Here is a 23898-nt window from a genome sequence, read left to right on the forward strand (position 1 = left end):
AAGAACGCTTGTGCAACTATTCTTGTGCAATCTCCCGGAGCGCGACGAGGCCGTGTGTCAGGGCGACGACGAGGGCGGCCGCGCCGAACATGTGCGTGAGGACGAGGACCTCGGGCAGGTCGGTGAGGTACTGGACGTAGCCGATGAGCCCCTGGGCGAGGGTCACGAGGAGGACTGTGCGCCAGGCCCGGCTCACCGACGTGGGGGCGGAGGAGAGCCGGGTGGCCAGCCAGACCGCGATCACGAGGCCGATGAAGAGCATGACGGCGTCGGCGTGCAGCCACGAGATGGTGCGCGGGTCGAAGCCGAAGCGCGCGGGGGCGTCCGCGTCGCCGGAGTGCGGCCCGGACCCGGTGACGACGGTGCCGAGCGTGAGCACCACGGCGGCGACCCCGCAGGTGAGCCACGCGACGCGACGAACGAGGTCGTGGACGAGGAGCCGCGGTGTCCCGTCCGGCTCGGTACGGGCGAACCACAGGTATGCCGCAGCCGCCACGAGCGAGGCCGAGACGAGGAAGTGCGCGGCGACGGTCACGGGATGCAGCTCGGTGAGGACCGTGATGCCGCCGAGCACCGCCTGGACGGCAACCCCGACGAGCACGGTCACAGCGGCGATCTTGAGGCGGCGCACCGGGGTCCAGCGCCAGACGGCCCAGACCGCGAGGACCGCGAGGACGGCGAGGACACTCGTCAGCGTGCGGTTGCCGAACTCGATGACCTTGTGGATGCCCTCCTCCTGCTCGCGCACGGGGACGTAGGACCCGGGGACGCACTCGGGCCACGTCGGGCACCCCAGACCACTTCCGGTGAGGCGCACGAGGCCGCCCGACACGATGATCCCCACCTGCGCCACGAGGTTGGCGAGCAGGACGTGACGATGGATCCGGGGAATGCTCTCACTCACCCCCGAAGGGTAGGCGAGCGAGGCGTGCAGGCCCACGCCGGGCACGGTTCACGGGCCTCGCCGACGGGACGGGTTCCGCGCTTTGACCGTTTCTTGACCGTGGCTTGACCCGGGGTGTGCGGGGGTCGGACAAGGTCCGAGTTTGGCAAAGGATTGGTCAGATTCGTTGACGCGCCTCGGAGCCCGGCGGTTGGGTCGGACCCGCGCCGAAGCCCGTGGCACACCCGAGGCCGCACCGGAGGGGGACGACGCATCACCCGTGGCAGCACGTCACCACGTGCTGCCCGACCGAGAAGAGGCACGACGTGATTCGACGTTCCACCGGAGCCATGGCGGTCACCGCCGCACTGGCCCTTCCCCTGGCGCTGCCCGTGGCGGGCGCCCTCGGCCTCACGGCCGGTCCGAGCGCGGCACCCGCCGCAGCGGCCAAGGCCGACCCGGCGCGTGACCACGCGGCGCTGGGACTGTCCAAGGACGAGAAGCTCGTCATGCGTGCGGTCGTCACCGACAAGGACGGCACGCAGCACGTCCGCTACGACCGCACCTTCAAGGGCCTGCGGGTCATCGGCGGCGACCTCATCGTCGAGAACTCGCCGAAGGGCGCCAAGAAGGACGCCCGCTTCAACGCCTCGGGCCGTGCGTCCGTCGCCTCGACCACCCCGAAGAAGAGCGCCGCCGAGGCCCGTGGGGTCGCGGCGCAGAAGGCCGGTCGCTCCTCGAGCGTCAAGGACAGCGAGCTCGTCGTCTGGGCCGGCGGCGCCTCGCCCCGCCTGGCCTACGACGTCCTCACCGAGGGCATCAAGGCCGACCAGACCCCGACCCGCCTCCACACCCTCGTCGACGCCGACAACGGCGCCGTCCTGTACTCGTGGGACGAGATCAAGCAGGGCACCGGCAACTCGCAGTACTCCGGTCAGGTGACGCTCAACTCGACCCAGTCGGGCAGCACGTGGCAGCTGAGGGACTCGCTCGGCAACTACACGACCGACCTCAACGGCGCCACGTCCGGCACCGGGACGCAGTTCACCGACGCCGACAACATCTGGGGCAACGGGTCGACGACGTCGCGCCAGACCGCGGGTGTCGACGCGCAGTACGGCGCCGAGAAGACGTACGCCTACTACAACTCGGTCCTCGGCCGCCGCGGCATCTGGGACAACGGCACCGGCGCCCGCAGCCGGGTCCACTACGGCAACGCCTACGTCAACGCGTTCTGGGACGGCACCCAGATGACCTACGGCGACGGCTCGGGCAACACCAAGCCGCTCACGTCCATCGACGTGGCCGCGCACGAGATGAGCCACGGTGTCACCGAGAACACCGCGAACCTCAACTACAGCGGTGACGCGGGCGGTCTCAACGAGGCCACGTCGGACATCTTCGGCACCGCCGTCGAGTTCTACGCCAACAGCTCGGCCGACGTGGGTGACTACCTCATCGGCGAGAAGATCAACATCAACGGCAACGGCACGCCGCTGCGCTACATGGACAAGCCGAGCAAGGACGGGTCGAGCCCGGACTGCTGGTCGACCAACACCAAGAACCTCGACCCGCACTACTCCTCGGGCGCGCTCAACCACTGGTTCTACATGGCCTCCGAGGGTTCGGGTGCCAAGACCATCAACGGCGTCAGCTACAACAGCGCGACGTGCGGCGGCGCCCCCGCCGTGACCGGCGCCGGCCGCTCCAACATCGAGAAGGTCTGGTACCGCACCCTCTCGACCAAGCTCACCTCCGGCAGCACGTATGCCGCAGCGCGCAACGGTGCGATCGCGTCCGCCAAGGAGCTCTACGGCGCCTCGAGCGCGACCTGCACCGCGGTCCAGGCGGCGTTCACCGCCATCTCGGTCCCGGCCGGGACGGAGTCCTGTGGTGGTGGTTCCACGCCGACCCCGACGCCCACCACGCCGCCGTCGGGCAACCTCCTCGCCAACCCCGGCTTCGAGTCCGGAGCCGTGAGCTGGACCGGCACGGCCGGCCCGATCACCAACAACACGGGTCGCCCGGCCCGCACCGGCTCGTGGAAGCTCTGGCTCGGTGGCAACGGCTCGACGTCGACCGAGACGATCACGCAGAGCGTGGCCATCCCGTCGAACGTCACCAGCGCCACCCTGTCGTTCTGGCTGCGCTCCGACACCGCCGAGAGCGGGAGCACCGCCTACGACACGATGAAGGTCCAGGTCGTCGACGGGGCCACCACCTCGACGCTCGCGACGTACTCCAACGTCGGGACCAACGCGACCTACACGCAGAAGTCCTTCAACGTCACGGCATACAAGGGCAAGACGATCAGCGTGAAGTTCCTCCTCTCCGAGGACTCCTCGCTCCAGACGTCCTTCGTCGTCGACGACACGGCACTCGCCACGAGCTGACGGCAGACGTGGGCCGGCGTTCCTCGCGGGACGCCGGCCCACACCGCTGTCCCGAACGAAGGACACCCCATGGCGAACCCCACCCGCCTGACGGCCCGACTCGCCGTCTCGGCGCTGTGCCTGGCCGGCGCCGCGTCGGCCGCATCGGCGAGCGCCGCTCCCGTCGCTGCGGCTCCGACCGCCGTCACCGCGAGCCCCGACATCTCGCTCGCGAACACCCAGGCCCACCTCACCCAGCTCCAGTCGATCGCGACCGCGAACGGCGGCAACCGCGGGACGGGGCGACCCGGCTACGCGGCCTCGATCAGCTACGTCAAGGGCAAGCTCGACGCCGCCGGCTTCGTGACGACCGTGCAGAGCTTCTCCACCTCGTCGGGCACCTCGTCCAACCTCGTCGCCGAGTGGCCGGCCGGAGACCCCGACCACGTCGTCATGCTCGGCGGCCACCTCGACAGCGTCGCCAACGGCGCGGGCATCAACGACAACGGCTCCGGCAGCGCCGGGATCCTCGAGTCGGCCCTCACGTATGCCGCGAGCGGCCAGAGCGCGAAGAACCGTCTGCGCGTGGCGTTCTGGGGTGCAGAGGAGCTCGGTCTCCTCGGCTCCAAGCACTACATGAGCACCCTGTCGACGGCCGACAAGGACAGGATCGAGGTCTACCTCAACGTCGACATGATCGGCTCGCCCAACCCGGGCTACTTCGTCTACGACGACAACCCGGCGGGCAACGGCGCCCGTGACGAGCTCACCTCCTGGTACACGGCCAAGGGCATCCCGTGGGAGTACATCGACGTCCAGGGGCGCAGCGACCACGCGGCGTTCCGGTCCTACGGCATCCCGACCGCGGGCATCTTCAGCGGCGCGGAGACCCTCAAGACCTCGAGCCAGGCGCAGAAGTGGGGTGGCACGGGCGGCCGCGCCTTCGACCCCTGCTACCACTCGTCCTGCGACACGACGGCCAACATCAACGCCACGTCGCTCGACCGGGGCGCGGACCTCATCGGTCACATGCTCTGGCTGTATGCCGCGAAGGACTACGGCACGACGCCTCCGCAGCCGACCGGGAACCTCCTGCTCAACCCGGGCTTCGAGTCCGGCGCCGTGAGCTGGGCCGGCACCGTCGGCCCGATCACCAACAACACGGGTCGTCCGGCCCGCACCGGGACGTGGAAGGCGTGGCTCGGAGGCAATGGCTCCACCTCGACCGAGTCCGTCCAGCAGTCGGTCTCGATCCCGTCGACGGCGAGCTCGGCGACGCTCTCGTTCTGGCTGCGCTCCGACACCGCCGAGAGCGGGAGCACCGCCTACGACACGATGAAGGTCCAGGTCGTCGACGGGGCCACCACCTCGACGCTCGCGACGTACTCCAACGTCGGGACCAGCGCGACCTACGCGCAGAAGACCTTCAACGTCACGGCATACAAGGGCAAGACGGTCACCCTGAAGTTCCTGCTCAGCGAGGACTCCTCGCTGCAGACGTCCTTCGTCGTCGACGACACCTCGCTCGCCACGAGCTGAGGTCTCAGAACGGCGATGGGCCGGCACACCTCCGGGTGCCGGCCCATCGTCCTGCCCGGCGGAGGATGAGCGCTCGGCTCAGTCGGACCAGCGGAACCAGCGGGCGGTGGCAGCCGACGCGGCGACCGCCCAGACGAGCAGCACGAGCCACTGCGTGATCGGCCAGCCGCCGGAGACGAGGGAGTGCCGCATCCCGTCGCCGAGCGCCCCGGACGGCAGGACGCGGGCCAGGGTCGTGAGCGCGTCCGGGAGCCGGTCGGTCGGCAGCAGGACACCGAGACCGAGGAGCAGCACCCACGCGAGGTTGGCGAGTGCGAGGACGCCCTCGGCCCGCACCGTGCCGGCGAGCAGGAGGGCGAGCGCGAGGAAGGCCGCCGCACCCAGGACGACGGTGACGAGCGCGGGGAGGATCCCGGCACCGGCCGGCCGCCAGCCGAGGAACGCCGCGATGGTCCCGAGCACGACGAGCTGGAGCGCGATGACGAACCCCACGGCGCCGAGCTTGCCGACGAGCAGCCCCTCGCGTCCCAACGGGCTGGCTCCGAGGAAGCGCAGCACCCCGTGGCGGCGGTCGAAGCCGGTGGCGATCGCCTGGCCGGTGAAGGCGGTGGAGATGACCGCCAGGGCGAGCACCCCTGCGGTCGCGACGTCGACGCGGCGCCCGGGCCCGAGGTCGGGGACGTCGCTCAGGGCGAGGGCGAGCAGGGCCAGGGTGGGGAGCACGAGCGCGACGAGCAGCTGCTCGCCGTGCCGCAGGATGGCGGAGGTCTCGAACCTCGCCTGTGCCGACCAGCGCCGTGACGTCGTCGCGGGCGCGGCGGCGGACGAGGCCGAGGCGGCGGCGGGCGGGGTCGAGGCGGCAGTCATCGTCGACCCCCGGCGGTGAGGGCGAAGTAGCGCTCCTCGAGCGGGCGCCCGTCGCGGACCTCGTCGAGCGAGCCCTGCGCGACGACCCGACCGGCGTTCATGATGACGACGTGGTCGGCGATGCGCTCGGCCTCCTCGAACGAGTGGGTGGTGACGACGACGGCCGCCACTGCCGCGGTCTCGCGCACCAGGTCCCAGACCTCGAGCCGGGCGTGGGGGTCGAGACCGGCGGTGGGTTCGTCGAGGAAGGCGACGTCCGGGTGGCCGACGAGGGCAGCGGCGAGGGCGACCCGCTGGCGCTCACCACCGGACAAGCGCCGGATCGAGCGTCCGCCCACGCGGGTGAGGTCGAGGCGGTGCATGAGAGCCGGGACGTCGGCGGGGGCGGCGTGCAGCCTGGCCACGTGGTGCAGGAGGCGCTCGGCGGTCGTCGTCACGGGCAGACCGCCGTCCTGGAGCATGACGCCCACCCGGGCGCGGTGCTCGGCGGGGGCCCGCCACGGGTCGTTCCCGAGGACGCGTGCGGTGCCCGCGGTCGGCCGTTGGAGGCCCTCGAGGCACTCCATGGTCGTCGTCTTGCCGGCGCCGTTGGGGCCGAGGACCGCGGTCACGGCTCCGGACTCGGCCGTCCAGCTGGCGTCGTCGACGGCACGCACCGCGCCGATGTCGCGGCGCAGACCGACGACCTCGACTGCAGACACGGCGCACATCCTAGGCTGGGGGCCACTCGACCCAAGGAGTCCCATGGTCACCATCGACCGCGAGGCCGCCCCGGCCACCGCCGTCGCCGCCGTCCCGTCCCTCGTCGCCGCCCTCGCCGGGCGCCGCGGGACGGCCCTCGTCCTCGCCGCCCTGCCGGCCGCGGTCGCGCTGTTCTTCCGCGACCCGGACCGCACGCCGGACGTGGGTGTCGCGGGCGGAGCGGTCGACGTCGACACGGTGGTCTCGCCCGCGGACGGCAAGGTCATGTATGCCGGTCCCGGCCAGGACGGTGTCGCCCCCGAGGGGGAGTGGCTCCAGGTGAGCATCTTCCTGTCCGCCTTCGACGTGCACATCAACCGCGCCCCCTACGGCGGCCGGCTGCGCGAGGTGACCTACCGGCCCGGCAAGTGGCTCGCGGCATACAGCCACGAGAGCGCCCACCTCAACGAGCGCACCGACCTCGTGGTCGAGCGTGAGGTCGACGGTGTCACGAGGACGGTCCAGTTCCGCCAGATCGTCGGCCTCATGGCGCGACGGGTCGTGACCCGTGTCGCCGCCGGCGACGAGATCACCACCGGGCAGCGGATCGGCCTCATGAAGTTCGGCTCGCGGATGGACGTGTTCGTGCCGACCGACGCGCGGCTCGAGGTCGCGGCCGGTGCCCGCGTCGTCGCGGGCGAGACCGTCATCGCCCGATGGCCGGGCGGACTCGACGCATGAGCGAGGACACCGGGCGACGCCGGCGGTTCGACCGCTGGCGCCTCGTCTCACCGACCGGTGCAGAGGTCGTCTCGCTGCGCCAGTTGAGCAAGCGGGAGCGGCTGCGGGTCACCGCGCCGACGCTCTTCACCATCGTCAACATGATGAGCGGCCTGTCGTCGGTCCTGCTCGCGTTCCGGGGCCAGTTCACGCTCGCCGCCATCCTCATCGCGGTCTCGATCATCATGGACATCGCCGACGGCGGGGTCGCCCGCCTCGTCGGGGCGACGTCACCCTTCGGGCTCCAGATGGACTCGCTCGCCGACCTCATCGCGTTCGGCTTCGCGCCGGCGATCCTCGTCCACACGTGGGCGCTGCCCGACTACCCGATCCTGTCGTGGCTCGCCGCGTTCTTCTGGCTCGGGTGCGCTGCCTTCCGGCTCGCGCGGTTCAACGTCACCGTCGACCCCACGGCCGACAAGCGCTACTTCGTCGGCCTGCCCAGCCCCGCGGCCGCCGCGGTCGTCATGGCGACGATCTTCGCGCTCAACCAGCCGAAGGCGGGGGGCTACGACACCTCGCTCATCGTCCCGGTCCTCATCAGCTTCGTCCCGGCGGTGCTCATGGTGACCTCGATCAGGTTCCGGTCCTTCCGCAACCTGCTGGCGCCGAGCACCCAGCGCGCGTGGGTCGTCACCGGGGTCGTCGTGCTCGCGATCCTCGTCGGCCTCGTCCTCAACCCCGGGCTCACCGGGGTCGTCATCGCCTACGGCTACATCCTCCAGGCGCCGCTCGGGGTGCTCACGGCGCCGGTGCGAGAGCGGCTCTTCGGCACGGGCGCGGTCGCGCCCCGGCGGCAGCGGATGCCGTCCGTCTTCCTGCCCGACACCGACACGGGGGACGACACCACCGACGACAGCGACCAGCAGCCCGGCTGACGCCCGGAGCAGTAAGGCACACCTTCGTTTACGTTCGCCGGGGTATTTACGTAACATTGCCGTTGTGAATATCCCGGCCAGCACCGTGGTGCCGCAGGTTCTCGAGTCGCGCACGCGCGACCGGGTGCTGCAGGCCATCGGTGAGCGTGGTCCGGTGACCGCCGCCGCACTGGCCGACGAGCTCGGTCTCACCGTCCCGGCGGTGCGGCGTCACCTCGACAACCTCGCCGAGTCCGGGCTCATCGACGACCGTGAGAGCGCCCCGTCGGGCGCCGGCAGCCGCGGTCGTGGACGCCCCGCCCGGGCCTACGTCCTCAGCGAGGGCGGTCACCAGGCGCTGGAGTCCGACTACGACCACCTCGCCACCGAGGCGCTGCGCTTCCTCTCCGCCGAGGCCGGCGACGACGCGGTCCGCCGCTTCGCCGAGGCTCGCGTGGGCCAGCTCGAGCAGCGGTATGCCGTGGAGCTGGCTGCTGCCGGGACCGACACCGACGCGCGGGTCCAGGCCCTCGTCGCGGCCCTCACGCGTGACGGCTTCGCGGCGTCGGCACGCCCGGTCGGTGACCTCAAGGGGACCGGAGGCAGCGGCGTGACCGGGCTGTCCGGCATACAGCTCTGCCAGGGTCACTGCCCGGTCCAGCACGCCGCTCGGGAATTTCCTCAGTTCTGTGACGCTGAAACCGACGCGTTCTCGCGCCTGCTCGGCGTGCACGTCCAACGACTCGCAACACTCGCGCACGGAGACCACGTGTGCACGACATTCGTCCCCACCAAGGCTGAGCCCTCAACAGAAAGGTCTTCGCGATGAGCACCATCGAGGAGCTGAACCCGGGTCTGAAGGACCTGGGCCGCTACGAGTACGGCTGGGCCGACAGCGACACCGCCGGCGCCACCGCGAAGCGCGGGCTCAACGAGGACGTCGTCCTCGACATCTCGCGACGCAAGAACGAGCCGCAGTGGATGGAGGACCTGCGTCTGAAGTCGCTGCGCCTCTTCGGCAAGAAGCCCATGCCGACGTGGGGGAGCGACCTCACCGGCATCGACTTCCAGAACATCAAGTACTTCGTGAAGTCGACCGAGAAGCAGGCCACCTCGTGGGAGGACCTGCCCGAGGACATCAAGGCGACCTACGACCGTCTCGGCATCCCCGAGGCCGAGAAGCAGCGCCTCGTCGCCGGTGTCGCGGCCCAGTACGAGTCCGAGGTCGTCTACCACCAGATCCGTGAGGACCTGGAGGAGAAGGGCGTCATCTTCGTCGACACCGACACCGGCTTGCGTGAGCACGAGGACCTCTTCCGCGAGTACTTCGCCTCTGTCATCCCCGCCGGTGACAACAAGTTCGCCTCGCTCAACACGGCCGTGTGGTCGGGTGGCTCGTTCATCTACGTCCCGCCGGGTGTCCACGTCGACATCCCGCTCCAGGCCTACTTCCGGATCAACACCGAGAACATGGGCCAGTTCGAGCGGACGCTCATCATCGCCGACGAGGGCTCCTACGTGCACTACGTCGAGGGCTGCACCGCGCCGATCTACCAGTCGGACTCGCTGCACTCCGCCGTCGTCGAGATCGTCGTCAAGAAGAACGCCCGCGTGCGCTACACGACGATCCAGAACTGGTCCAACAATGTCTACAACCTCGTCACCAAGCGCGCGACCTGCGCCGAGGGCGCGACGATGGAGTGGATCGACGGCAACATCGGCTCCAAGGTGACGATGAAGTACCCCGCCGTCTTCCTCATGGGTGAGCACGCCAAGGGCGAGACCCTGTCCGTCGCCTTCGCCGGCGAGGGCCAGCACCAGGACGCCGGCTCCAAGATGGTCCACGCCGCCCCCCACACGAGCTCGACGATCGTGTCGAAGTCGGTCGCCCGTGGCGGTGGCCGCACGTCCTACCGCGGGCTCGTCCAGATCCTCGAGGGCGCGCACGGCTCGAAGTCGAGCGTCGTCTGCGACGCGCTGCTCGTCGATACGATCAGCCGCTCCGACACCTACCCCTACGTCGACATCCGCGAAGACGACGTGACGATGGGCCACGAGGCCACGGTCTCCAAGGTGTCCGAGGACCAGATGTTCTACCTCATGTCCCGAGGCATGTCCGAGACCGAGGCGATGGCGATGATCGTGCGCGGCTTCGTCGAGCCGATCGCCAAGGAGCTCCCGATGGAGTACGCCCTCGAGCTCAACCGCCTCATCGAGCTCCAGATGGAAGGAGCAGTGGGTTGAGCCTGCTGACCCCCGAGAAGACCCCCGCCGCCGGCGCGCACACCGACTCCGCCGAGGCCTTCGTCCCCGACCAGTCGCGTGCCGAGCGGACCACCTCGTATGCCGTGGCGGACTTCCCGGTCCCGTCCGGCCGCGAGGAGGAGTGGCGCTTCACGCCCGTCGACCGTCTCCAGTCGCTCTTCCGCGACGAGGCGACCGGCGCGTGCCTCGAGTGGACCGAGACGCTGCCCGACGGCGTGACCCTCTCCACGATGTCCCTCGAGGAGTGGCAGGCGAGCGGTGCTCCCGCACCGGCGGACCGCGCTGCCGTGGTCGCCTCCGCGCACAGCGGCGGGGTCGGCCTCGTCGACATCCCGGCCGAGGCCGAGCTCGCCGAGCCCGTCCGCATCCGTCTCACCGGCACCGAGCGCCAGGTCGTCCACGGCCACCTCATGGTGCGCGTCGGCCGGTTCGCCCGCGCCACGGTGATCCTCGAGCACGCCGGCCTGTCCGACTACACCGAGATGCTCACCGTCCTCGCCGGTGACGGTGCGGAGGTCACGCTCGTCACCGTGCAGGAGTGGGACGACGAGAGCCTCCACCTCGGCCAGCACGACGTCGTCGTCGGCCGCGACGCCAAGGTCCGCCACATCGCGGTGACGCTCGGCGGCGGCATCGTCCGGCTCAACACCAACGCGTCGTATGCCGGTCCCGGTGGCTCGTTCGAGGGCCTCGGCGTCTACTTCGCCGACTCCGGACAGCACCAGGAGCACCGTCTCTTCGTCGACCACGAGGCGCCGCACTGCCACTCCAACGTCGAGTACAAGGGCGCGCTCCAGGGCGACACCGCGCACACCGTGTGGGTGGGTGACGTGCTCATCCGCGCCGCGGCCGAGGGCACCGACACCTACGAGCTCAACCGCAACCTCATCCTCACCGACGGTGCCCGCGCCGACTCCGTGCCCAACCTCGAGATCGAGACCGGCGAGATCGCCGGCGCCGGTCACGCCTCGGCCACCGGCCGCTTCGACGACCAGCAGCTCTTCTACCTGCAGGCGCGAGGCATCGACGAGGACACCGCTCGACGCCTCGTCGTCCGCGGCTTCTTCGCCTCGATCGTCGGCCGCATCGGCGTGCCCGAGGTCGAGGAGCACCTCATGGCGGCGATCGACCGCGAGCTGGAGGGCACCGCGTGAGCGAGGTCAACGAGGTCGAGGCGACGACGGCGGAGTTCGTGCGCGTGTGTGCGCTCGACGAGCTCCCGTCGGTCGGTGCGGCCGCGGCCGAGATCCACGGCCGGGTCGTCTCGATCGTGCGCACCGCCGACGGTGACGTCCACGCCGTCGACGACACCTGCACCCACGCCAACGTGTCGCTGTCCGAGGGTGAGCTCGACGGCTGCACCCTCGAGTGCTGGCTGCACGGGTCGCGCTTCGACCTGCGCACCGGCGACCCGTCCGGCCCGCCGGCCACCACCCCCATCGCCGTCCACACCGTCAAGATCGAGGGTGACGACGTCTACGTCGCCCTGAGCCAGGAGAACTGATTCATGAGCACCCTTGAGATCAAGGACCTTCACGTCACCGTCGAGACCGAGCAGGGCACCAAGGAGATCCTCCGTGGCGTCACGCTCACCATCAACTCCGGTGAGACCCACGCGATCATGGGGCCCAACGGCTCCGGCAAGTCCACCCTCGCCTACTCGGTCGCCGGCCACCCCAAGTACACGATCACGAGCGGCACCGTCACCCTCGACGGCGAGGACGTCCTCGCCATGAGCGTCGACGAGCGCGCCCGCGCCGGGCTCTTCCTCGCGATGCAGTACCCCGTCGAGGTCCCCGGCGTGACCGTGAGCAACTTCCTGCGCACCGCCAAGACCGCGATCGACGGTGAGGCTCCCAAGCTCCGCACGTGGGTCAAGGACCTCAAGCAGTCGATGAGCGACCTCAAGATGGACCCGGCGGTCTCCGAGCGCGGGGTCAACGAGGGCTTCTCAGGTGGCGAGAAGAAGCGTCACGAGATCCTCCAGATGGAGCTCCTCAAGCCCAAGATCGCGATCCTCGACGAGACCGACTCCGGCCTCGACGTCGACGCGCTCCGCATCGTCTCCGAGGGCGTCAACCGCGCCAAGGAGTCCACCGGCGCCGGTGTCCTGCTCATCACGCACTACACGCGGATCCTGCGCTACATCAAGCCGGACTTCGTCCACGTCTTCGTGGACGGTCGCATCGCCGAGGAGGGTGGCCCCGAGCTGGCCGACCGCCTCGAGGCCGAGGGCTACGACCGCTTCCAGCCGGTGTCGACCCCCGAGGCCACGACTGCGGCCCACGCCTGATCGGACACGACATGACAGCGCAGCCGTTCACCGCCGAGGAGGTCGCCCGGATCCGGGCCGACTTCCCGATCCTCGCGCGCACCGTGCGCGACGGTGCACCGCTCGTCTACCTCGACTCCGGAGCGACGTCGCACAAGCCGGTGCAGGTCCTCGATGCCGAACGCGACTTCTACGAGCGCCTCAACTCTGCGCCGCACCGCGGGGCGCACGCGCTCTCCGAAGAGGCGACCGCGGCATACGAGGGTGCGCGCGAGCGCATCGCGGGGTTCATCGGTGCGCAGGCCCAGGACGTCGTCTTCACCAAGAACGCCACCGAGGCGCTCAACCTCGCCGCCTACGCCTTCTCCAACAGCCCGCACCCCGGCATACCGGGCAGCGAGCGGTTCACGCTCGGCGAGGGGGACGAGGTCCTCGTCACCGAGATGGAGCACCACGCCAACCTCGTGCCGTGGCAGGAGCTGTGCCGTCGCACCGGGGCGACCCTGCGCTGGCTCTCCGTCACCGACGAGGGGCGCCTGGACCTGTCCGACCTCGACGAGCTGCTCAACGAGCGGACCAAGGTGGTCGCGTTCGTCCACGCGTCCAACGTCCTCGGCACCGTCAACCCGGTCGAGCCGGTGGTCGCCCGCGCCCGTGAGGTCGGGGCGCTCGTCGTCCTCGACGCCTGCCAGTCCGTGCCGCACCTCGGCGTCGACGTGGCCGAGCTCGGTGTCGACCTCCTCGCCTTCTCGGGCCACAAGATGTTCGGCCCGAGCGGCATCGGCGTCCTCTGGGGCCGCCGCGAGGTGCTCGAGGCGATGCCTCCCTTCCTCACCGGTGGCTCGATGATCGAGACCGTTCGGATGGAGGGCAGCACCTATGCGCCTCCGCCGCAGCGCTTCGAGGCCGGTGTCCCGATGACGGCCCAGGCGATCGGCCTCGCGGCCGCCGTCGACCACATCGAGGGTCTGGGCATCGAGCGCATCCACGCCCACGAGCTCGCGCTCACCGAGCGGCTGCTCGCCGGTCTCGCGGCCCGCCCGTGGGTCACCGTCGTCGGTCCGACCGACCTCGAGTCCCGCGGTGGGACTGTCGCCTTCGTCGTCGACGGCGTGCACGCCCACGACGTGGGTCAGGTCCTCGACGGGTCCGGTGTCGCCGTCCGCGTCGGCCACCACTGCGCGTGGCCGCTGCACCGCCGCTTCACGGTGGCAGCGACGACGCGAGCGAGCTTCGCGGCATACAACACGGTCGACGAGGTCGACGCGCTGCTCGCGGCGCTCGACACCGTCCCGCAGATCTTTGGAGTCGCGAGCTGATGGATCTCTACCAGGAACTCATCCTCGAGCACTCGAAGCACCCGCAGCACTCCGGTCTGCGCGAGCCCTTCGAGGCCGAGGTGCACCACGTCAACCCGACGTGCGGCGACGAGGTGACGATGCGCGTGCACGTCGAGGACACCGATGACGGCCCCGTCGTGCGCGATGTGTCCTACGACGCCATGGGCTGCTCGATCAGCACCGCGTCGACGTCGATCCTCGCCGAGGAGACCATCGGTCACCCACTGGCCGAGGCGCTGCAGACCTACGAGGCCATGAAGGCCATGCTCACCTCCAAGGGTGAGGACCCCGGCGACGAGGAGGTCATCGGCGACGGTGTCGCCCTCAGCGGTGTCGCCAAGTACCCCGCACGCGTCAAGTGCGCTCTCCTCGGATGGATGGCGTTCACCGACGCGTTGCACCAGAGTGGTCGCGAGACCACCACGTCGACCACCACGCTCGAGGAAGGAACGTCATGAGCGAGACCACCGCACAGGCCAACGTGGCCGATGTCGAGGAGGCCATGCGCGACGTCGTCGACCCCGAGCTGGGCATCAACGTCGTCGACCTCGGCCTCGTCTACGGCATCACCGTCGACGGACAGAACCACGCCGTCATCGACATGACCCTCACGTCGGCGGCCTGCCCGCTCACCGACGTCATCGAGGACCAGACTCAGCAGTCGCTCGAGGGCCTCGTGTCCTCCTACCGCGTCAACTGGGTCTGGATGCCGCCGTGGGGCCCCGACAAGATCACCGACGACGGTCGCGAGCAGCTGCGCGCCCTCGGCTTCAACATCTGAGTTGACGCGCCTCGTCGAGGTCGCGCCGGAGCGGTATGCCGCGTGGCGCGAGCGCTTCGACGCCTCGAATCCCGACGGCCCCCAGCGGGTCGTCGGGATCTCGCGTCTCGAGGACCGTCACCTCGCCGTCGTGCTCATCCGTCGCGGTGGGTATGCCGTGGCGCACGTCGACGGGTCCGCCCTCGTCACGCACAAGGTCGGAACTCGTCACGTCCAGTCGCGCACCGCCGCGGGCGGCTGGTCGCAGCAGCGGTTCGCCCGGCGTCGGGGCAACCAGGCCGACGAGCTGGTCCGAGCGGTCGTGGAGCACGTCCTGCGGGTCGTGCCGGACGGCATACCGACTGCTCTGGTCGTGGGTGGGGACAAGGCTCTGGTGCGCGAGGTCCTCGACGACCCGCGGCTCGCCGGGCTGCGCGCGCTGCCGCGACGGGAGTTCCACGACATCGGTGATCCGCGACGGGCCGTGCTCGACGACGTCGTGCGCCGGGCGCGCGCCGTCCAGGTGTCCATCGACGACGGACCGTGAGCGCTCCCGGCGCGACATGATGGGGCATGGCCTCCTACACCGTGAACCGCAAGGCTGTGAGCCACTGCCGCGAGCTCATCGCGGCCGGCAAGGTCGTCCTCGACAGCGACTGGGGACGGGTCCAGCCGGATGCCGACACCCAGAACGCCTTCCTCGAGGAGCACGACTGGGCTGACTACGGGGCTTGGCACCTGGGCAAGACCGAGGGCGCCAACGACGAGACCAAGGCACGGCACGCCTTCGTCTACGGCGACTTCGACAGGGTGCATCGCAGCGCCCTCATCGCCTGCGTCTACCGGGCGTCCGAGTGGCGCCACAAGAAGGTCGAGCTCGCCGCCCACCGGCTGCTCCAGGAGCTCGACAAGAAGTACCCCGGGGGGAAGTAGCTCGACGGTCAGCGCCGCGGTCGGCCGAGCCTGATCTCGCGGCGGAAGCGCCAGAGGAGCGAAGCCCTGGCCACGGGGTTCGGGCCGGCCGCGAGCGCACGGAACAGCTCCTCGGTCCGCTGGGCGGGCGTGACCGTCCAGGTCGCACGGCACGGCCCGGGGCCGGCGTTCCACATGCGGTGGGCGGTGCGGGCCGGGACGTCGAGGACGTCGCCCGCCCGCAGCACGCGCTCGGCCCCGTCGGCGACCACCGTGAGCGCGCCCTCGACCACCTCGAAGTGCTCGTGCTGCGTCGGGTGCCAGTGGGTCGGTGGCGGGTCTCCGGGGGACCAGAGGCACTCGAGCTCGAGGGCGTCGGCGCCGGACGACAGCACGGTGAGCGTCTGGCGCGGACCGAGCCGGATCGTCTCCGGTCCGCCACTCGCACTCATGTCGTCAGCTGACCGTGTCGACGTTGAAGGTGTTGCACTGGTTGAGGTCGCCCTTGCTGTAGCCCTGGAGGAACCAGCGCTGGCGTGCCTCGGCGCTGCCATGGGTCCACGACTCGGGGTTGACCTGGCCCTGCGTCTTCTCCTGGATGCGGTCGTCACCGACGGCGGCGGCGGCCGAGAGGGCGCTCTTGATGTCGGCGTCGGTGAGCTCCTTGAGGAAGGGCTTGCCGTCGGGACCGTTGGTGGTCGACGCGTGCTTGGCCCAGACGCCGGCGAGGCAGTCGGCCATGAGCTCGATCCGCACACCGCCGCTGTTGGGGCCCTGCGGGTCCTGCTGAGCGCGGTTGAGCAGCCCGAGCTGGTCCTGCAGGGCATGGCCGTACTCGTGGGCGACGACGTACTCCTGCGCGAGGGCACCGTCGTCGGAGCCGAACTGCTTGGTGAGGATGTCGAAAAAGTCGGCGTCGATGTAGACCTTCTGGTCCAGCGGGCAGTAGAACGGGCCGACCTGGTTGCTGGCCGTGCCGCACTGCGACTGCGTCGAGCCGGTGTAGAGCGTGGTCTTGGTGGGCTGCCACTGCTTCTGGTAGCGCGGGAGCTCGGCCGTCCAGAAGGCCTGGACCGAGTTCACGGTGCCGATGACTCGGCACTGGACGTCGGCGTTGGCGTCGGCGCCGGTCTTGCACTTGTCGAAGGCCTCGCCGCCCCCGGTCGTGTCGTCGACCTGCTGGTCGCTCGTGCCGCCGCCCCCACCGGTGGGGAGGTCCGAGGGGTTGATCCCGAAGATCAGCGCGATGATGAGCATGATGATGCCGCCGATGCCGCCACCGACGACGACTCCACCCGGGGCGCCGCCGCTGCCACCGGACTCCACCTGCGAGGTGTCCAGCCTGACGTCGTCGTTGAAGCTCATCCATGGCCTCCCAGATGTGGCGTTTTCCGTGCGGAGCACGGCGCACCTAGACTAAACGTCTCAAGGCCCCCGGTGCGGAAGCGGTGCGCCACCTCTTCGGCCCGCCCGCGCCACCGAAACCCCCACGAAGGACTCCTGTTGCTCACTGCTGCCGCGATCGAGCTGCGCGCCGGTTCACGGCTCCTCGTCGACGGTGCGAGCTTCCGCGTCGCCGGTGGTGACCGCATCGGTCTCGTGGGGCGCAACGGGGCCGGCAAGACGACCCTGACCAAGGTGCTCGCCGGGGTGGGGCAGCCGGCTGCCGGGTCGGTGCAGAGCACGGGCGAGGTCGGCTATCTGCCGCAGGACCCGCGCACGGGCGACCTGCACGTCACTGGTCGCGACCGCATCCTGTCCGCGCGCGGGCTCGACCGCATCGTGCGAGAGCTCCGCGCCGCCGAGACGGCGATGTCCGAGGAGTCGGGGGAGCGGCTCGAGCGGGCCATGCGCCGCTACTCGCGGCTTGACGCGGAGTTCCAGGCGGCCGGAGGGTATGCCGCGGAGTCCGAGGCCGCGTCCATCGCCTCGGCGCTCTCGCTCGAGGAGCGCCACCTCGACCAGACCCTGGCCACGCTCTCGGGTGGTCAGCGCCGCCGCATCGAGCTCTCCCGGATCCTGTTCTCCGGGGCCGAGACGCTGCTCCTCGACGAGCCGACCAACCACCTCGACGCCGACTCCATCGTGTGGCTGCGCGAACACCTGAGGAACTACAAGGGTGGCCTCATCGTCATCTCGCACGATGTGGACCTGCTCGACGCCGTGGTCAACAAGGTGTTCCACCTCGACGCCAACCGCTCCGAGCTCGACATCTACAACCTCGGTTGGAAGGCCTACCTCCAGCAGCGCGAGACCGACGAGCGTCGTCGCAAGCGCGAGCGGATGAACGCCGAGAAGAAGGCCTCGGTCCTCATGGCCCAGGCCGACAAGATGCGGGCCAAGGCGACGAAGACCGTCGCCGCCCAGAACATGGCGCGTCGCGCCGAGCGGCTGCTCGCGGGCCTCGAGACCGAGCGCGCGCACGACCGCGTGGCCAAGCTGCGCTTCCCGGACCCCTCACCCTGTGGGCGCACCCCGCTGCGGGCATCGGGCCTGTCGCGCTCCTACGGCTCGCTCGAGATCTTCACCGACGTCGACCTTGCGATCGACCGCGGCTCACGGGTCGTCGTGCTCGGCCTCAACGGCGCGGGCAAGACCACCCTGCTCCGGATGCTTGCCGGCGTCGACGCCCCGGACACCGGCCAGGTCGAGCCCGGGCACGGGCTCAAGATCGGCTACTACGCCCAGGAGCACGAGAACCTCGAGGTCGACCGCACCGTCCTCGACAACATGAAGTCGGCCGCCCCGGACCTCGGTGAGACCGACGTCCGCAAGGTGCTCGGCTCCTTCCTCTTCAGCGGTGACGACGTCGACAAGCCCGCCGGCGTGCTGTCGGGCGGTGAGAAGACGCGGCTCTCGCTCGCCCTCCTCGTCGTCTCCTCGGCCAACGTCCTGCTCCTCGACGAGCCGACCAACAACCTCGACCCGGCCTCGCGCGAGGAGATCCTCGGCGCGCTCAAGACCTACAAGGGTGCGGTCGTCCTCGTGACGCACGACGAGGGTGCTGTCGACGCGCTCGAGCCCGAGCGGATCCTGCTCCTGCCCGACGGTGTCGAGGACCTCTGGGGCCCGGACTACAAGGACCTTGTCACCCTCGCCTGAGATGCTGGCGAGTCGCATGGAATCGACCGGTGTCGGCCGCGGTTTGACCTCATGTGCACATGAAGGTTGAGGATCGACGACATGACTGCGAGTGAGACTGAGGCTGAGACGACGGTGACGGCATGAGCATGGCGGGCTGGCAGGCGATCCACAGCCTGAGCAAGGACGCGAGCGTCCGCTCCAAGGAGCTCGCTCCCGGGACCGCCCGACGGGTGTTCTCGTACGCCCGGCCCTACCGCGGGCTCATCGGGGCCTTCCTCGCTCTCGTCGTCGTCGACGCGGCCCTCGTCGTCGCTGCCCCGCTGCTCCTCAAGAGCCTCATCGACGACGGGATCTATCCGAAGGACTCAGGGCTCGTCGTCCGGCTCTCGCTGCTCGTCGCCGCGATCGCGGTCGTCAGCGCGCTGGTCACGCTCGTGTCCCGCTGGCTCTCCGCCCGGATCGGTGAGGGCCTCATCGTCGACCTGCGCACCCAGGTGTTCGCGCACGTCATGCGTCAGCCGATCGCGTTCTTCACGCGGGCCCAGACCGGCGCGCTCGTCTCACGCCTCAACAACGACGTCATCGGCGCGCAGCAGGCCTTCACCTCGGTGCTGTCGAGCGTGGTGAGCAACGGCGTCTCGCTCACCCTCATCATCGGCGCCATGCTCGTGCTGTCGTGGCAGCTGACCATCGCCTCGCTCGTCCTCGTCCCGCTGTTCCTCATCCCGGCGCGCAGCATGGGTAAGCGTCTCGCGGGCCTGGCCCACGAGCAGATGGGTCTCAACGCCGACCTCGGGACCCGGATGACCGAGCGGTTCAACGTCGCCGGAGCCCTGCTCGTCAAGATCTACGGCACGCCCGAGGTCGAGGACCGCGAGTACTCCCAGCGGGCCTCCCGCGTGCGTGACATCGGGGTGCGGATCGCGGTCAACCGGTCGGTGTTCATCGTCGGGCTCACCCTCGTGGCGGCCCTCGCGACCGCGCTCGTCTACGGGTTCGGCGGTCTCATGGCCGTCGATGGCAGCCTCACCGTCGGCACGCTCCTCGCCCTCACCGCCCTCCTGGCGCGCCTCTACGGGCCGCTCACGACCATCTCCAACGCTCGCGTCGACGTCATGACCGCCCTCGTGTCGTTCGAGCGCGTGTTCGAGGTCCTCGACCTCAAGCCGCTCGTGGCTGAGGCGCCGGACGCCGGGGCCGTCCCGCCCGGCCCGGTGCGGGTCGACCTGGACCATGTCGGGTTCGCCTACCCGGCCGCCGACGAGGTGTCGCTCAGCTCGCTCGAGTCGACCGCGACAGGTGACCGCGAGGCTGGTTCGGTGGTCCTGAGCGACATCGACGCCACCATCGAGCCGGGGCAGCTCGTCGCGCTCGTCGGTCCCAGCGGCGCCGGCAAGTCCACGCTCACGTCGCTCGTGGCGCGGCTCTACGACCCCACGAGTGGCGCGGTCCGCATCAACGGCGCAGATCTGCGCACCGTCACGCTCGAGTCGCTGCGCGACACCGTGAGCGTCGTGACGCAGGAGGCGCACCTCTTCCACGACACGATCCGGGCCAACCTCCTGTATGCCGCCCCCTCGGCGACCGATGCCGACCTCGAGGCCGCCCTACGGGCCGCTCGCGTCTGGGGACTCGTCGAGCGTCTCCCCGCGGGGCTCGACACGGTCGTCGGCGACCGAGGTCACCGGCTCAGCGGCGGCGAGAAGCAGCGCATCGCCATCGCTCGACTGCTCCTCAAGGGGCCACGGCTCGTCGTGCTCGACGAGGCCACGGCCCACCTCGACAGCGAGAGCGAGGTCGCGGTCCAGCGGGCCCTCGACACCGCCCTCGAGGGGCGCACGGCGCTCGTCATCGCGCACCGCCTCTCGACGGTCCGGCACGCCGACGTCATCCTCGTCCTCGAGGGCGGACGCATCGTCGAGCGCGGCACCCACGCCGAGCTGTTGGCGGCCCGCGGTCTGTACTTCGACCTCTACACGACGCAGTTCGCGGACGACACCACCGTCACGACGGCACACGAGGCGTAGTCACTTCGGACGGGCCAATACACCGCTGGGTTAGTCGTGACTAGTCTCTTGTAGGCAACGATCGGGATTTTCCGACGCGAGCTCACCAGAAGTCATGAGCATGGGGCCACGGCGACGCGAACAGCGCGGCGCACGTCCACCCAGAGGGGCACCACCTCATGGCACATGACTCCAGTCGTCGACTCACCAGCGCGGCCTTCGGGCTCGCCCTCGTCCTGGGTGTGGGCAGTGCCGTGGTCGTGGCGGCCACGGCCCAGGCGGACCCGAGCGGGAAGATCACGATCTGCCACGCAACCGGCGCCGTCGGCAAGTGGAACGTCATCACCGTCGATGCCGCCTCGATCCTCTCCGGGACCGGCCAGGCCAACGACCCACGCAACGTCATCCCGCCGTTCACCTACGTCGACAACCGCGGAGTCACCACGTCCTACCCGGGACTGAATTGGCACGCCAACTGGGAGACCGACGGTGCGGGCGCCCCCACCCGGACGGTCCGTCCCGCTGACTGCCTCGCCCCGGGTGCCCCCGACCCCACGTCCACGCCGACGCCGTCGCTCTCGCTGACCCCGACGCCGTCCGTGTCGGTGACCCCGACGCTGCCCGTGATCCCCACGCCGAGCGGCTCCGCCACGCCGACCTCGAGCGACTCGGCCACGCCGACCCCGTCGGTGGAGGTGAGCTCGACGCCGAGCACCTCGGCCACGCCCACCCCGTCGGTGGAGGTGAGCTCGACGCCGAGCACCTCGGCCACGCCGACCCCGTCGGTGGAGGTGAGCTCGACGCCGAGCACCTCGGCCACGCCGACCCCGACGATCACCGTGACGCCCACGCCGAGCGACTCGTCGACGCCGACGCCGTCGTTCTCGATCACGCCGACGCCGTCGATCTCGATGCCGACCCCGACGATCACCGTGACCCCGACGCCCAGCGACTCGGCCAAGCCGACCCCGTCGGCCGAGGTGAGCTCGACGCCCAGCGACTCGGCCACGCCGACCCCGACGATCACCGTGACGCCCACGCCGAGCGACTCGTCGACGCCGTCGGTGGAGGTGAGCTCGACGCCGAGCACCTCGGCCACGCCGACCCCGACGATCACCGTGACGCCGACGCCGAGCGACTCGGCCACGCCGACGCCGTCGTTCTCGATCACGCCGACGCCGTCGATCTCGGTGCCGACCCCGACGATCACCGTGACCCCGACGCCCAGCGACTCGGCCACGCCGACGCCGTCGATCTCGATCACGCCCACCCCGTCCATCTCGGTGCCCACGCCCACGATCACCGTCACGCCGAGCCCGAGCGTCTCGGCGACGCCGACGCCGTCGAGCTCTGTGCCTACGCCGACGATCTCGGTCACGCCGACTCCGACCACCTCGGTCGCGCCCACGCCGACCGTGACGGTGACGCCGACGCCCACGGTCACGTCCAGCTCGACCCCGACCGTCACGGTGCCCGTGACCGCCCCGTCGACCTCGCCGAATGCACCGGAGCAGCCCGGCACCCCGGCCACGGAGCCCCCGCCGGCGGTGCCGGCTGACACCGCGAGCGCCCCTGCTTCCGCAGCGCCCGTCGGGCCCGCGGTCGAGACCGACCTGGTCGGACCTGACCCGTCCTCGCCCGGTCTCGTGGGCGGCGGAGCGGCCCTCGTCTTCGTCGGCGCCGGTGCCACCCTGCTGGGCTCGCGCCGCCGAGACATCGAGTCCTGATGCGACGGCCGCGTCCCCTCGTCGCCGGGGGCGTCGCCACCGTCGTCCTCGGGTCGAGCCTCTTCACGGTCGGTCTCGTCCGAGGGCAGGCGCACGAGAGTGCGGCTCCTGGGGCCACGACCGTCGCGGCCGATCTCGGTCCCGCACCTCTCGCAGAGCCTGACGATCCCGGCCAGGCCGGCTCGAGGGCCCTTCAGGGCGTGCAGACCACGACGCCGACGGCAGCCCCCGAGCCGACCGGTGTCGTCAGCCCGTCAGGCCACCGTTCGGCACCCACCTTGGAGGTCCCAGCCATCGGGCTCGACCTTCCGGTGCAGGCCGGGGGAGTGAGCGCCTCGGGGCGTGTCGTCCCGCCGGCGGGCCGCGCGATCTGGGTACGGGGCTTCGGCCGGGTCGCGCCGGGTGACGTGGGCACGGCCGTCCTGGCAGGTCACGTCGTCTCGTACGGCCGCGACGACGTCTTCACCGAGCTGAGGTCGATGCGCGTCGGTCACGAGGTCCGCATCACCGCGGACGGTGTCACCCGGATCTTCGTCGTGAGGCGGACGGCCGTCGTGACCAAGGCTGCGCTCACACATGATGCGGACGTCTGGGGTGCCAACACGTCGACGAGGAGGATCGTGCTCATCACCTGCGACGACGACCTCGGTTACCGACCGGACGGACACCGGGTGGCCAACTACGTCGTCGTCGCCGACGAGGTCCCGGCACAACCGCCACCCGGGGGCGCCGCCCCGACGGCTCAGTAGTCCTCCTCGTCCCAGATCCGGACCTTCTTCGGCTTCTGGGGGCGGTCGACGTCCTCCTCGCGCAGCTCGCGCCTGATGCCCAGCCAGATGAGGAGGAGGCCGACCGGCATCGACATCCACCACTGGAACGCGTAGGCCTGGTGCGGTCCGAGGCTGCGGTCGGGATCCTCGAGCCGGTCGGGTCGGGGTGCCTGCGTGCCGTCGGCCGTGCGCTCGGTGTCGAGCACGACGTAGCCGTCGAGAACCTCCGTCCCCCAGGCCTTCTCGACGTCCGGGAGGCTGATGCTGGCGACCTGCCCGGCAGGCAGCGTCTTGTTCTGGGTGGTCTCGAGCGGGCGCACCCAGCCGACGACCGTGACCTCGCCCGGTGGCGCCTTCGGGACGTCCGGGATGACGGCAGCACCTTGGTCGGAGTTCGCGACCCAGCCGCGGTCGACGACGACGGTGCGCCCGTCGGAGAGCTCGAGCGAGGCGAGCACCTCGTAGCCGAAGACGCTGTTGTTGGGCCGGTTGCGCACGAGCAGCTGCGAGCCGGCATACGTGCCTGTGGCGCTCACCTTGGTCCAGTCGTCGGCGGCGCGGTTCACGGGCCGGTCGGTGAGGACGTCGGTGAGCGGGACGGGGTCGGCGCGGTAGTGCGCGTCGAGCAACGCGTTGCGCTCGACCTTGAACTCGTGCCGGCCGTACTGCCAGTGACCCAGGTGGTAGGCGCCGACGGCATACAGGGCCGCGATGACGAGGGCCCCCAGCCACCGCGGGGTGAGGAGACGCCTGAACACCCCGTCACGCTACCCGGCATACGCT

The 23898-nt window shown here is 70.4% G+C and carries 25 protein-coding genes; 18 read left to right on the forward strand and 7 right to left on the reverse strand.

From position 1 onward, the window contains the following. Positions 1-16: 16 nt before the first annotated feature. Positions 17-904, reverse strand: a complete 888-nt coding sequence (locus ACSQ11_RS14095; RefSeq protein WP_436006431.1) for a COX15/CtaA family protein — start codon at positions 902-904, stop codon at positions 17-19. Between the two features lie 305 nt (positions 905-1209). Here ACSQ11_RS14095 and ACSQ11_RS14100 point away from each other — a divergent pair, with 305 nt between their 5' ends. Further along, positions 1210-3276, forward strand: coding sequence for a M4 family metallopeptidase (locus ACSQ11_RS14100; RefSeq protein WP_436006433.1), 2067 nt, complete (start codon positions 1210-1212; stop codon positions 3274-3276). Between the two features lie 69 nt (positions 3277-3345). After that, entirely contained in the window at positions 3346-4794 is a 1449-nt protein-coding gene (locus ACSQ11_RS14105; RefSeq protein ID WP_436006435.1) for a M28 family peptidase, read from the forward strand. A gap of 78 nt (positions 4795-4872) precedes the next feature. Here ACSQ11_RS14105 and ACSQ11_RS14110 read toward each other — a convergent pair whose 3' ends face one another. Both ACSQ11_RS14110 and ACSQ11_RS14115 read right to left on the reverse strand, forming a co-directional pair. Beyond that, positions 4873-5661, reverse strand: a complete 789-nt coding sequence (locus tag ACSQ11_RS14110) for an ABC transporter permease (protein WP_436006436.1) — start codon at positions 5659-5661, stop codon at positions 4873-4875. Beyond that, complete coding sequence (locus tag ACSQ11_RS14115; protein ID WP_436006438.1) at positions 5658-6371, reverse strand: ABC transporter ATP-binding protein; 714 nt, start codon at positions 6369-6371, stop codon at positions 5658-5660. Before ACSQ11_RS14115 ends, ACSQ11_RS14110 begins: the two co-directional genes overlap by 4 nt. A 34-nt stretch (positions 6372-6405) precedes the next feature. Between ACSQ11_RS14115 and ACSQ11_RS14120 the strand changes: the two genes are divergently transcribed. The 12 genes from ACSQ11_RS14120 to ACSQ11_RS14175 all read left to right on the forward strand — a co-directional run bounded on the left by ACSQ11_RS14120 (position 6406) and on the right by ACSQ11_RS14175 (position 15549). Beyond that, the gene (locus ACSQ11_RS14120; RefSeq protein WP_436006440.1) at positions 6406-7083 is read left to right on the forward strand and encodes a phosphatidylserine decarboxylase; all 678 of its coding nucleotides are present in this window, start codon (positions 6406-6408) and stop codon (positions 7081-7083) included. Continuing rightward, positions 7080-8000: a CDP-diacylglycerol--serine O-phosphatidyltransferase gene (gene pssA, locus ACSQ11_RS14125; protein WP_436006442.1), complete on the forward strand. Its 921-nt coding sequence runs from the start codon at positions 7080-7082 to the stop codon at positions 7998-8000. Before ACSQ11_RS14120 ends, pssA begins: the two co-directional genes overlap by 4 nt. Positions 8001-8064: 64 nt before the next feature. Further along, positions 8065-8808, forward strand: coding sequence for a helix-turn-helix transcriptional regulator (locus ACSQ11_RS14130; RefSeq protein ID WP_436006444.1), 744 nt, complete (start codon positions 8065-8067; stop codon positions 8806-8808). Next, positions 8805-10223: a Fe-S cluster assembly protein SufB gene (sufB, locus tag ACSQ11_RS14135; RefSeq protein ID WP_436006446.1), complete on the forward strand. Its 1419-nt coding sequence runs from the start codon at positions 8805-8807 to the stop codon at positions 10221-10223. The genes ACSQ11_RS14130 and sufB overlap by 4 nt, the downstream gene beginning before the upstream one ends. Then, the gene (sufD, locus tag ACSQ11_RS14140) at positions 10220-11398 is read left to right on the forward strand and encodes a Fe-S cluster assembly protein SufD (protein WP_436006448.1); all 1179 of its coding nucleotides are present in this window, start codon (positions 10220-10222) and stop codon (positions 11396-11398) included. The genes sufB and sufD overlap by 4 nt, the downstream gene beginning before the upstream one ends. After that, positions 11395-11748 carry a non-heme iron oxygenase ferredoxin subunit gene (locus ACSQ11_RS14145; RefSeq protein ID WP_436006450.1) on the forward strand — a complete coding sequence of 118 codons (354 nt, stop codon included), beginning with the start codon at positions 11395-11397 and terminating at the stop codon, positions 11746-11748. Before sufD ends, ACSQ11_RS14145 begins: the two co-directional genes overlap by 4 nt. Before the next feature lie 3 nt (positions 11749-11751). Continuing rightward, a complete protein-coding gene (sufC, locus tag ACSQ11_RS14150) occupies positions 11752-12537 on the forward strand; it encodes a Fe-S cluster assembly ATPase SufC (RefSeq protein WP_436006452.1) in 786 nt (261 codons plus the stop codon). Positions 12538-12548: 11 nt separating this feature from the next. Beyond that, positions 12549-13835, forward strand: coding sequence for a cysteine desulfurase (locus tag ACSQ11_RS14155; protein WP_436006454.1), 1287 nt, complete (start codon positions 12549-12551; stop codon positions 13833-13835). Beyond that, positions 13835-14314 carry a Fe-S cluster assembly sulfur transfer protein SufU gene (sufU, locus tag ACSQ11_RS14160; protein ID WP_436006456.1) on the forward strand — a complete coding sequence of 160 codons (480 nt, stop codon included), beginning with the start codon at positions 13835-13837 and terminating at the stop codon, positions 14312-14314. The genes ACSQ11_RS14155 and sufU overlap by 1 nt, the downstream gene beginning before the upstream one ends. Continuing rightward, positions 14311-14637 (forward strand): metal-sulfur cluster assembly factor, encoded by a 327-nt coding sequence (locus ACSQ11_RS14165; RefSeq protein ID WP_147065607.1) that lies wholly within the window; start codon positions 14311-14313, stop codon positions 14635-14637. Before sufU ends, ACSQ11_RS14165 begins: the two co-directional genes overlap by 4 nt. A 1-nt stretch (position 14638) precedes the next feature. Then, a complete protein-coding gene (locus ACSQ11_RS14170) occupies positions 14639-15163 on the forward strand; it encodes an acVLRF1 family peptidyl-tRNA hydrolase (protein ID WP_436006458.1) in 525 nt (174 codons plus the stop codon). A gap of 26 nt (positions 15164-15189) precedes the next feature. Beyond that, on the forward strand, positions 15190-15549 hold the full coding sequence (locus tag ACSQ11_RS14175) for a hypothetical protein (RefSeq protein WP_436006460.1): 360 nt from the start codon (positions 15190-15192) through the stop codon (positions 15547-15549). A gap of 8 nt (positions 15550-15557) precedes the next feature. Here the strand turns inward: ACSQ11_RS14175 and ACSQ11_RS14180 are convergent, their stop codons facing one another. Then, the gene (locus ACSQ11_RS14180; RefSeq protein ID WP_436006462.1) at positions 15558-15980 is read right to left on the reverse strand and encodes a cupin domain-containing protein; all 423 of its coding nucleotides are present in this window, start codon (positions 15978-15980) and stop codon (positions 15558-15560) included. A 4-nt stretch (positions 15981-15984) separates the two neighbouring features. After that, positions 15985-16893 (reverse strand): KPN_02809 family neutral zinc metallopeptidase, encoded by a 909-nt coding sequence (gene ypfJ, locus ACSQ11_RS14185; RefSeq protein WP_436006464.1) that lies wholly within the window; start codon positions 16891-16893, stop codon positions 15985-15987. A gap of 138 nt (positions 16894-17031) precedes the next feature. On the opposite strand from ypfJ, the gene ACSQ11_RS14190 reads away from it, so the two are divergent. After that, the gene (locus ACSQ11_RS14190) at positions 17032-18630 is read left to right on the forward strand and encodes an ABC-F family ATP-binding cassette domain-containing protein (RefSeq protein WP_436006466.1); all 1599 of its coding nucleotides are present in this window, start codon (positions 17032-17034) and stop codon (positions 18628-18630) included. Positions 18631-18752: 122 nt separating this feature from the next. Then, positions 18753-20639: an ABC transporter ATP-binding protein gene (locus tag ACSQ11_RS14195; protein WP_436006468.1), complete on the forward strand. Its 1887-nt coding sequence runs from the start codon at positions 18753-18755 to the stop codon at positions 20637-20639. A gap of 427 nt (positions 20640-21066) precedes the next feature. On the opposite strand, the gene ACSQ11_RS14200 is transcribed toward ACSQ11_RS14195, so the two are convergent. Beyond that, entirely contained in the window at positions 21067-22179 is a 1113-nt protein-coding gene (locus ACSQ11_RS14200; RefSeq protein WP_436006470.1) for a hypothetical protein, read from the reverse strand. Between ACSQ11_RS14200 and ACSQ11_RS14205 the strand changes: the two genes are divergently transcribed. Then, the gene (locus ACSQ11_RS14205; RefSeq protein ID WP_436006472.1) at positions 22166-22345 is read left to right on the forward strand and encodes a hypothetical protein; all 180 of its coding nucleotides are present in this window, start codon (positions 22166-22168) and stop codon (positions 22343-22345) included. The genes ACSQ11_RS14200 and ACSQ11_RS14205 overlap by 14 nt on opposite strands. Next, complete coding sequence (locus ACSQ11_RS14210; protein WP_436006474.1) at positions 22345-23094, forward strand: class F sortase; 750 nt, start codon at positions 22345-22347, stop codon at positions 23092-23094. The genes ACSQ11_RS14205 and ACSQ11_RS14210 overlap by 1 nt, the downstream gene beginning before the upstream one ends. Here ACSQ11_RS14210 and ACSQ11_RS14215 read toward each other — a convergent pair. Next, positions 23088-23873, reverse strand: a complete 786-nt coding sequence (locus ACSQ11_RS14215) for an SURF1 family cytochrome oxidase biogenesis protein (protein WP_436006476.1) — start codon at positions 23871-23873, stop codon at positions 23088-23090. The two genes, ACSQ11_RS14210 and ACSQ11_RS14215, sit on opposite strands and share 7 nt — an antisense overlap. Positions 23874-23898 lie beyond the last annotated feature (25 nt).

Origin of the sequence: Knoellia sp. LjRoot47 (genome assembly GCF_964253435.1) — a bacterium.
In the GTDB taxonomy this organism is placed as follows: Bacteria; Actinomycetota; Actinomycetes; order Actinomycetales; family Dermatophilaceae; genus Knoellia.